Annotated in this window: 6 protein-coding genes and 3 pseudogenes; 6 read left to right on the forward strand and 3 right to left on the reverse strand. The window is 34.7% G+C overall.

Annotation, left to right across the window (positions count from 1 at the left end):
• Positions 1–4 precede the first annotated feature (4 nt).
• The 3 genes and pseudogenes from M014_RS0115800 to M014_RS30160 all read left to right on the forward strand — a co-directional run.
• Positions 5–1,201, forward strand: a complete 1,197-nt coding sequence (locus tag M014_RS0115800; RefSeq protein WP_026592614.1) for a NupC/NupG family nucleoside CNT transporter — start codon at positions 5–7, stop codon at positions 1,199–1,201.
• Between the two features lie 526 nt (positions 1,202–1,727).
• Positions 1,728–2,846 (forward strand): polysaccharide deacetylase family protein, encoded by a 1,119-nt coding sequence (locus M014_RS0115805; protein WP_026592615.1) that lies wholly within the window; start codon positions 1,728–1,730, stop codon positions 2,844–2,846.
• Positions 2,847–3,175: 329 nt separating this feature from the next.
• A pseudogene (locus M014_RS30160) lies at positions 3,176–3,331 on the forward strand (IS6 family transposase); the annotation flags it as partial.
• A gap of 75 nt (positions 3,332–3,406) precedes the next feature.
• Here M014_RS30160 and M014_RS0115815 read toward each other — a convergent pair.
• The 3 genes from M014_RS0115815 to sdaAB all read right to left on the reverse strand — a co-directional run bounded on the left by M014_RS0115815 (position 3,407) and on the right by sdaAB (position 6,616).
• Positions 3,407–4,726: an amino acid permease gene (locus M014_RS0115815; RefSeq protein WP_026592616.1), complete on the reverse strand. Its 1,320-nt coding sequence runs from the start codon at positions 4,724–4,726 to the stop codon at positions 3,407–3,409.
• Positions 4,727–5,006: 280 nt separating this feature from the next.
• Positions 5,007–5,897 carry an L-serine ammonia-lyase, iron-sulfur-dependent, subunit alpha gene (sdaAA, locus tag M014_RS0115820; RefSeq protein WP_026592617.1) on the reverse strand — a complete coding sequence of 297 codons (891 nt, stop codon included), beginning with the start codon at positions 5,895–5,897 and terminating at the stop codon, positions 5,007–5,009.
• Positions 5,898–5,917: 20 nt separating this feature from the next.
• On the reverse strand, positions 5,918–6,616 hold the full coding sequence (gene sdaAB / locus M014_RS0115825; protein WP_026592618.1) for an L-serine ammonia-lyase, iron-sulfur-dependent subunit beta: 699 nt from the start codon (positions 6,614–6,616) through the stop codon (positions 5,918–5,920).
• A 1,055-nt stretch (positions 6,617–7,671) separates the two neighbouring features.
• Between sdaAB and M014_RS28480 the strand changes: the two are divergent.
• From M014_RS28480 to M014_RS0115835, 3 genes and pseudogenes are all read left to right on the forward strand, one after another.
• Positions 7,672–8,062, forward strand: a pseudogene (locus tag M014_RS28480) (polysaccharide deacetylase family protein); the annotation flags it as partial.
• Between the two features lie 101 nt (positions 8,063–8,163).
• Positions 8,164–9,393, forward strand: coding sequence for an aminopeptidase (locus M014_RS0115830; RefSeq protein WP_026592619.1), 1,230 nt, complete (start codon positions 8,164–8,166; stop codon positions 9,391–9,393).
• Between the two features lie 122 nt (positions 9,394–9,515).
• Positions 9,516–9,774: pseudogene (locus tag M014_RS0115835) on the forward strand (helix-turn-helix domain-containing protein); the annotation flags it as partial.

Raw genomic sequence — 9,774 nt, forward strand, 5'->3', positions numbered from 1 at the left:
CTACATGCAATATGTAATAAGCATTATCGGTATTTTTGCCGTGTTAGGTTTATGTTTTGCTTTGTCAAACAACAAAAGTAAAATCAACTTCCGTGCAATTGCTATTATGATTGGTTTCCAGATTTTAATTGGTTGGTTTATGTTTGGCACAAAAATTGGTCAAGAGATCATCATTTTTATTAGTAAAGTCTTCAACAAGTTGATTAAGCTTGGTACAACAGGTGTTGACTTCCTATTTAATGGAATCCAAAGAGACTTTGTCTTTTTCTTCAACGTGCTATTAATTATTATCTTTTTCTCAACACTTCTCTCTATTTTTAGTTATTTAGGCGTTTTACCATTCATCGTTCGCGTCGTCGGTGGTGCGATTTCCAAAATTACTGGTTTACCACGCGTTGAATCATTCCATGCGGTAAACTCTGTATTCTTCGGTTCCAGCGAGGCATTAATCGTAATTAAAAATGACCTAAAACACTTTAATAAAAACCGTATGTTTATCATTTGCTGTTCAGCAATGAGCTCAGTTTCAGCTTCTGTTACAGCTTCATACGTGATGATGCTAGATGCGAAATATGTACTAGCAGCACTCCCACTGAACTTATTCTCTAGCTTAATTGTTTGTTCATTATTAACACCAGTTGATACGAAAAAAGAAGAAGAAACGGTTCAAAAATTTGAAAGAAGTCTATTCGGTGACAGCTTGATCGGTGCAATGATTAACGGTGCATTAGATGGTTTAAAAGTAGCTGGTATCGTTGCCGCTTTAATGATTGCATTTATTGGCGTTATGGAAGTTGTAAACTATGTGATTAGTGCAGCTTCAGGCGCAATGGGACATGCTGTTACACTGCAACAAATCTTCGGTTATATTCTTGCTCCATTTGCATTCCTAATGGGTATTCCAGCTCATGATATTATCCCAGCTGGCGGAATCATGGGAACAAAAATTGTTTTAAATGAATTCGTAGCTATTCTTGATTTAAAAGAAGTTGCTACAACGTTATCTCCACGTACAGTTGGAATCGTTACCGTATTCTTAATTAGCTTCGCAAGTATTAGCCAAATTGGTGCGATTGTTGGTACAATCCGTGCCCTTTCTGAAAAACAAGGAAGCGTTGTATCTAAGTTTGGTTGGAAAATGCTATTTGCATCAACACTTGCTTCTATTTTATCCGCTACGATTGCTGGATTATTTATTTAATAATGAATCACCCTTCTCCTTTTATTAGGGAGAGGGGTGATTTTTTTTAATCAAAAGTAACGATTCTAATAATGTAACGATATGCAAAATTGCATGCACTCTTCAGCACAATTTCTCTTTTGTAAATCAAGAAAGAAATATATACTAGTATTGGCACTAAGATATGTTTTGTCTGTTTATAGTGAAAGAAATATCCAACATCAAAACCCCAAAAGAAAAAACGTTTTTAAAGATACCTTCGAAAATAGCTATTTTCGGAGGTATCTTTTTTCATCAAGTAATATATACATACAATTATTTTTCTTCACAAAAATTTCACATAAGACAAAGCCTATGTAAATGAACATCACCTTTGTCGAATTCTCCCAAAAGAGATATTCCCCTCTATATGCCATAGTGATATGATGAACAAGGGTATTATTCAAATAGAAATATTTGAATGCATAGTCTCTTGTAATCAAAAAAGATAAAGAATCGATTACATATGAGAGACAGCACGATAAAAACACAATAGAAGGATGATATTATGAAAAAATATGCTCGTATTGCTTTACTTTCTTCTACTATTCTCGTAGGTTGTAACACTAGCACCATTAGTGAGAAGCAGACAAAAGAAGCAACTTACAAGAAGCAACAGGAAACGCAAGAAGTACAGGCAAAAGCAGTAGAAATACCTGTAACACAAGGACTTATTTCGTGGGATCCCTTTGATTACAACGCAAAAAACACCACACTCTACACTAAAAACTTAAAAGCTTCATTTAAAACAGTGCGCTACAATATTTGGCGTACAGCTGATGGACCTGCAAGTAAACAAACATTTGTATCACACGACAAAGCTCGTGATTTCGCTCTCCCATTTCATTTACAATCATTTCATTTAAAACGCGGGGAATTTCAAATTGAAACAGTGGGATTAAAAGAAGATAACACAGAAGTTCCTCTAGTGAAATCTACGATTACATTCCAACAGTATGTACCTTTCCTTATGTATCATGCCATTGAGAAATACCCTGGACCAAGTGATGGCGATTTAGGTTTATATGTGCCACCAGAGCAATTTGAAAAGCATATGCAGTATTTAAAAGATAACGGTTATACAATGTTAACGTTTGAACGTTGGGGTGATATAAATCGTGTCAATAAACCTATCTTTATAACAATGGATGATGGTCGAAAAAATAATATGAATGCTCTGCATATTTTACAAAAATTAAAAGATGATAGATTCCAACCAGCAGCAACAGAATTCCTTGTTTCAAATGATATTGATAAACCAAATCGTCTTACAACAGACGAGGTAAAACAAATGCTTGATTCAGGTATTTTTTCTATTCAATCTCATACCGCTAACCATGCAATGTTGGCTTATACAAACAACTATGATGAAGAATTACGTAAATCTAAAGAAAAAATTGAAAATCTTACAGGCAAAAAAATCATCGCCCTTGCTTATCCAGTAGGTTCTTATAATGATCCAGCTGTGGAAGAAACAAAGAAACATTACCAATTTGCAGTAACGACAGATCATGGAACTCACATTACAAAAGGCTCACCGAACGAACAATACTTAATTAAACGTCATTTTGTTGGTCCTAACACAACAATGGCGCAGTTCATCTCACTTGTAAAAGAAAAGTATTAATCATTTTTCAGGCTACTTTTTATGAAAAAGTAGCCTTTTCTTTTATTTAGAGGTAATCACAGCTTGTTGCTTTAGTCCGTTATATCATTTACATAAAAAACCTTTTTGTTTATCTTTCCGTTTGAATACAGCCAGTACCATAATTATAAGGAAGTGTAGCGGGAGACATATATCGATATAACTCTTCGGTCAATAAAGATCATGCTTGTTTTTGGTTCATATTCATAAAAAGCACGTTACTATCCTCATTAGCATAAGAGAATAGTAACGTGCTTTTCAATTCAAAAATAGTCTAAATCCTTAAGTTGATAGATGTAGGGCGGCACCCCAATATGCTTGGATTAAAATCATTGCAAACAGCTAAAAAAGTGATTGCTGGAATAGAAGTTATGCATATGACCAAAAAGGGACAAACTCCCTAAAGTGAGAAGTCTGTCCAAAAACAGATATATCTTATCCATGATCTCTTTGGTTTAACAGCATAAAATTCAATTCCGCTAAGAATCTTTCGTTCTTTTTTCATACCTCACTATTTTTGCATCAGAACCTACAATAGTGAATTAGAATAATGATTTAATACTTGCTAGGACAGTCAATATACCTATAATAATAACAAATACATTGCTCGCTTTCCCTTTGTATTTAGCTAGTACTGGTACTTTGTGGATCGCGTACATTGGTAATAGACATAAGATAGCAGCAACTAACGGACCGCTAAGGGCATCAATGATTCCAAGAATACTTGGATTTGCATAAGCAACATACCAGCATGTTAATACGACAAAAGTAAGGATCATTGTCTTAACTGTTTTTTCTCCCATATTTTTTCCGCGTTTTTTACCGAACTTGATAATCACGTCACGCATTACTTCATATGCTCCTATATAATGGCCAAGGAAGGACTTTGTTATAGCCACAAAAGCAATGATAGGAGCTGCAATAGTGATTACAGGCGAATTCAGCTCATTAGCAAGATAAGATAGGATTGATAAGTTCTCTTCTTTTGCTTTCATAAGATCACTTGGAGTCAAACTTAATGTACTGCTCCAAACAAAGAACATAACAACAGCGAATGTCATGATATAACAAGCTTTTTGTATTTGAGCACATTTGGCATCAGTAGCTTCTATTCCATAGGTTGCTCTCTGTTTCATAACAAATGATGAAATCATAGGAGAATGATTAAACGAGAATACGATGATTGGTAATATCATTAAAATCGTTCCCATATATCCCGTTCCTGTTGAAGCAGTAGAAACACTTGAAAAACTAAGCATTGACGTATTCCACTGTGGAATCAAAGATATTGCGATAAAAAGTAGAGAAGCTATGAAAGGATATACTAGCATGCTCATTATCTTCACGGTGATATCTTGTCCAAAATTTAGTATAGCTATAAGACCGAGTACTAATACAAGCGATAAAATGGCCCTTGGAGGCTCTGGCATGTGCAATTGATTCACAATAAAACTACTTGCAGTATTTGTAAGTGCAACCGAATACATCAGCACGATCGTATAAATTGAAACGAAGTATACTATGTTAAAAATTATACTTGCCTTATTTCCGAAATACTCTCTTATTGTACCTGTAATCCCCTCATCAGCAGAATTAGAAGCGTATATCATTTTAGCAAGCGCTCTATGTGAGTAATACATAACAGGATATGCAAGTATGGTAATTAACAATAATGATAATAAACCACCTGAACCCGCATTAATCGGTAAAAAGAGTACGCCTGCTCCAATTGCTGTTCCAAAAAGGCTCAATGCCCAGGTAGTATCCTGTTTATGCCACTTTTTAGGATCTAGATATTTCTCATTTTTTACTGCAGTGTTTTCATCTTGAAATTCTATTTTTTTTGCAGTATTTCCATTCATATAATAATTCCTCCTTATATCCTATTCTTACGTCTCTTTTTAAGGCTTAGGAATATAGACCATTCTTGAATAATGAATTGCTTACAAGGTGCGCCGCATCGTGTGTCCAACCTGATAGATTTGTTAGCGTTTACAAAACAACTCAATTATATAATATATTAGTATACTTTAATTGTATAGTAGTATATTTTAGTGATAATGGCTTTTAGCATACTGACGCCCTTAGGAGAACAATAGAGAATAGAATTGTTAACTATTTCACAATATTTCCAATAACTGTTTATTTATTTAATTGTTTCTCTCCAAAGATTTTACTTTTAATGGCAATCCCTGTAGGTGTGGCTGCAATTCCACCTAAACCTGTCTCTCTTAATTCGCGAGGCATCTGTCTTCCAACTCTATACATCGCTTCAATAACTTCGTCAGCATTGATGATATTGTTTACACCGGCTAATGCGATGTCCGCTGCTGCTAAAGCATTGGCCGTTCCAATAGCGTTTCTCTTTACACAAGGAATTTCTACCAAACCAGCGACCGGATCACAAACTAAACCGAGTAAATTTTGTAATGCGGTTGAGAAAGCTTCAGAAGATTGCTGCGCTGTTCCTCCGGCAGCTTCTACCGCTGCTGCTGCAGCCATTGCTGAGGCACTGCCTACTTCAGCTTGGCACCCTCCGTACGCTCCGGAAATACAAGCGTTATTTGCGACTATCATTCCAAATAAAGATGAAGTGAATAGAAAATGGACCATATCTTCATGACTTAACTGCAACGTATCTTTAATACTAAATAGGACTCCCGGGATCGTCCCACTCGCACCTGCTGTTGGAGTTGCACAAATAGCTCCTAATGAAGCATTTACTTCATTAACCCCGATAGCACTTTGAATCCCTAACACCATCAAATCTCCAGAAAGAGTTTTTCCATTTTCTCGATATTTTTTTATTTTAACAGCATCCCCTCCGGTTAAACCGGTCGGAGAAAATACCCCGTTGCCCCCGATACTTTTATTTACGGCATTTTCCATAGTCGCTAAGTTTTTTTCCATTTTACTCCAAACTTCTTCATAAGAAGTTTTAGTTTGTTCAATTTCCTGTTCGATTGCTAATTCATAAATTGGCTTTTGCCTTTTATTAGCTGCATCTACAATTTCTTTTATGGTCATATACATATTTTTTCACCTCTTAATAACTAAAGAATAATGATATTAGCTATACTGCTTACACTTCCCAATTCCTTCTGAGCATCACCAGGCAATAGCGAATCCAAAGCGAATACATATAAATATTTTCCATTTTCTTCTAAACTATAAAAATTGTTAATTTCCACATCATATTGTTTAAAGATTCTGCGTAAGACAAATTCAAAGTCAGCTCTTTCGGAAATCGCAATAATAACTGGTAATGGCCCCTGCAAATCTAGGCTAAATCCGTCAATTTCAACATGTTTAACTTCAATTAATCCGCCGCCAACCGAAATACCCACTGTTCTAATACTTCGATTTTCATCCTCTAAATATACATCTGCCGTATTTGGATGACCAGCAGGGCTATCACCTGCTTTTTCAATAAAGGTAATGTCAATTCCTTTAGATTCTGCTATTTTAATAGCATCTGGCACTTTGCTGTCATCGGCAGCAAACCCTAATATCCCAGCAATAATTGCAAAATCAGTTCCGTGTCCTTTATGGGTTTCAGCAAATGATTCATAATACCTTACCACGACTTTTTTTGGAAGACCTTGAAGTAACTTATTGGCAACTGTTCCAATAGCTAAAGCACCTGCAGTATGTGAACTTGAAGGACCTATCATTACCGGCCCAATTACATCAAAACAACTTTTGTATTTAACGACCTTTTTTTCTTTAATAGATACTACATTCATGTTTATATAAGCACCTCCATCATTTATTATTTTTAAGTGCAGTTGAATCTAAGTTATTAGAGTGACCAATTCAAAATAAAATCTGGCTGATAACATTTCCATTTTCATATTGAATAAATTTCCTTCTGATCACACACCTTTCTTAGAGAAGAAATCGTATCAGTTTGTCCAATTTTAGAAGATTACTTGCAAGGTCTTTAAAATTTTTGTATCCGAACCAAGTTTAATATTTTCTTCGAGGTAATAGATTATTTCTCGACGCCCTCATTATAACTTGTATATTTATAAGTTTAATATTTTTTTATTTTTAGAAAAATTGAATAAATAAAATTTTGAATGAATAATAAATTACATTTGGCACGTAGCAATTGTGTCCATTATTTGAAGCTGTATTAGTTAGTAGCAAAGCAAAAATAACACAGAGTTCCTTTGATTAACACATTGACTATATTGGAAAATCATTATAAAGATACTTATATTATTCTTTGTAGAAACATCTTATTTTATGCGTGAAAGCTGTTGTAATAAATGATTCATGTAGATGAAAAGGAATAAATTAAGAAAATATAAAATTTATTTCGGTTATTTATTATCCTTTTTGAATTTATATACATTTTTCAGAAAAAATAAACTTCCTTTTTCAGCAATCGGTCCATATAGTTGCATAAATCCCAATTTCTCAATTATGACAATGAGAGATGACAATATCGAACAAGGAGATATAAGATGTTGAAAAAAGCAGATCTGCGGATTATTCGGAATTTCAAAAAGTTACTTTGCGGTCTATGACAGCAATCCTGTCACTACCCCATTCCATTCTCCAACTTTAAAATTAGCTTAAATCATAGACTTAAACATGTAGCTCCCTCCCTTCAAATGCTATAATTTGTAAAAAAGTTTATTGGAGGCTTCAATGAAATTACATGCTCTTTTGGATTTTCTACATTTATTATTTTTAAGCATTAAAAGTCATTATGTTCTTGGCATCCCTATTTATGTATTTTTAATCCCTTTCATATTTGTTGTCGGTTACATTATTATCACGATTAACAAACCTATAAAAAGAAAAAGACGCTACATTTAAGCCAATTGCAACCGAATATATGATTGTTGATAACGTCGATGCAGAAGGTTCTTTATCCACCGCGAATCTAAAAGAAATGGTTGATTCAGGTATATTCTCTGTCCAATCACACACAGCAACACATGCTGAAAGCCCCAAAAGAAAAATTTGAAAAGATTACTGGCAAACCTGTCATTGCCTTCGCATACCCATTTGGTCATGTAAATGATTAAGTTGTCGAAGAAACAAAAAAATATTATCAATTTGCAACAACGACAAAGCCAGGGCGGTTTATTACGAAAGGTGAGCCTAACGAATTATTCAAAATGAGGCGTTTTCGCATACATCATTCCATAACAGTGGAACAATTTACACGCTCTATTAAATAACCAAAAAATAGAACTCAATCTCATTTGAGTTCTATTTATATTTTTGAATTTTTCTTGTATTATGTATATAATAAATCTTTTGAATAAAGGAGATCGTACATATGTCATTTGAACAAACGTTAGAAAAGTATGCTGCTCTTGCAGTAAATGTTGGTGTTAATATTCAACCTGGGCAAACATTATCTATTAATGCGCCACTTGAGGCAGCTCCATTTGTCCGCCTTGTTACAGAAAAAGCATATAAATCAGGGGCAAAGCATGTATATGTAGATTGGAACGATGAAGTATTAACACGTTTAAAATTTGACTTAGCTCCTGAAGAAGCATTCTCAGAATTCCCTGCTTGGAAGGCGCATGCACGTGAAGAGCTTGCAAAAGAAGGCGCTGCATTTATGTCTATCTATGCAGAGAATCCAGATCTATTAAAGGGTGTAGATGCAAAGCGAATTGCAAGTGCTCATAAGGTTGCTGGTGAAGCAATGAAAGTATACCGCGATTATGTACAAGCAGATAAAGTAAGCTGGTGCGTGATCTCTGTACCTACGAAAGAATGGGCTGCAAAAGTATTCCCTGATGTTGCGCCAGAAAAGCAAGAAGAAAAGCTATGGGATGCAATTTTCCAAGCAACTCGTGCAAATTTAGAAAATCCTGTGGAAGCATGGAAAGAACATGATGAAACATTACATGAAAAAGTAGACTACTTAAATGAAAAACATTATAAAGCTCTTCATTATACAGGTCCTGGGACAGATTTAACAATTGAACTTCCAGAAAAACATGTATGGGCTGGAGCTGGAAGCTTAAATGAAAAAAACGTACCCTTTATGGCTAATATTCCAACAGAAGAAGTATTTACAATGCCATTAAAATCAGGTGTAAACGGACAAGTATCAAGTACGAAACCATTAGTTTTTGGAGGCAACATCATTGATAATTTTACACTTACATTCGAAAATGGACGTATTGTAAACTATAAAGCTGATACTGGCGAAGAAGCTTTAAAACATTTAGTAGAGACAGATGAAGGCTCTCATTTCTTAGGAGAGGTTGCATTGGTACCTCACGACTCGCCAATTTCTAATACAAATATTTTGTTCTATAATACGTTATTTGATGAAAATGCATCTTGCCATTTAGCAATTGGAAATGCTTATGCATTTAACTTAGAAGGCGGTAAAACAATGACAAAAGAAGAGCTTGCTGAAAATGGGGCGAACTCTAGTATTACACACGAAGACTTTATGATCGGGTCAGCTGAGCTTGATATCGACGGTATTACAGCTGATGGAAGACATGAGCCAATCTTCCGTAAAGGAAACTGGGCATTCTAAAAATATAAATGATTGAATGAAAAAGAGCTGCTTTCTTTAAAGTGAACCCCATTAATGGGACATGAAAAAAACACCTCCTTAATTCGCATACTAAATGCGAATTAAGTGGAGGTGTTTTTCATTTGAAGAAAAGAGTTCATTATCCAGAAGAAATAAAATGGAAAGTCGTTGAAATGAAAAAGGAAGGTTATTCTAACCGAACAATTATGGAAACATTGGGGGTTAAAAATGTAAGTCAAATTAAAAGATGGATGAACTGGTATCATACAGATCAGACTCATCGTTTCCAACAACCTGTAGGTAAACAGTATTCTTACGGAAAAGGACCCGGGGAGTTAAGTGAAATAGAACAGTTACGTTTGGAAAATAAACATTTAAAAG

Source organism: Bacillus sp. UNC437CL72CviS29, from assembly GCF_000482345.1.
GTDB lineage: Bacteria > Bacillota > Bacilli > Bacillales > Bacillaceae_G > Bacillus_A > Bacillus_A arachidis.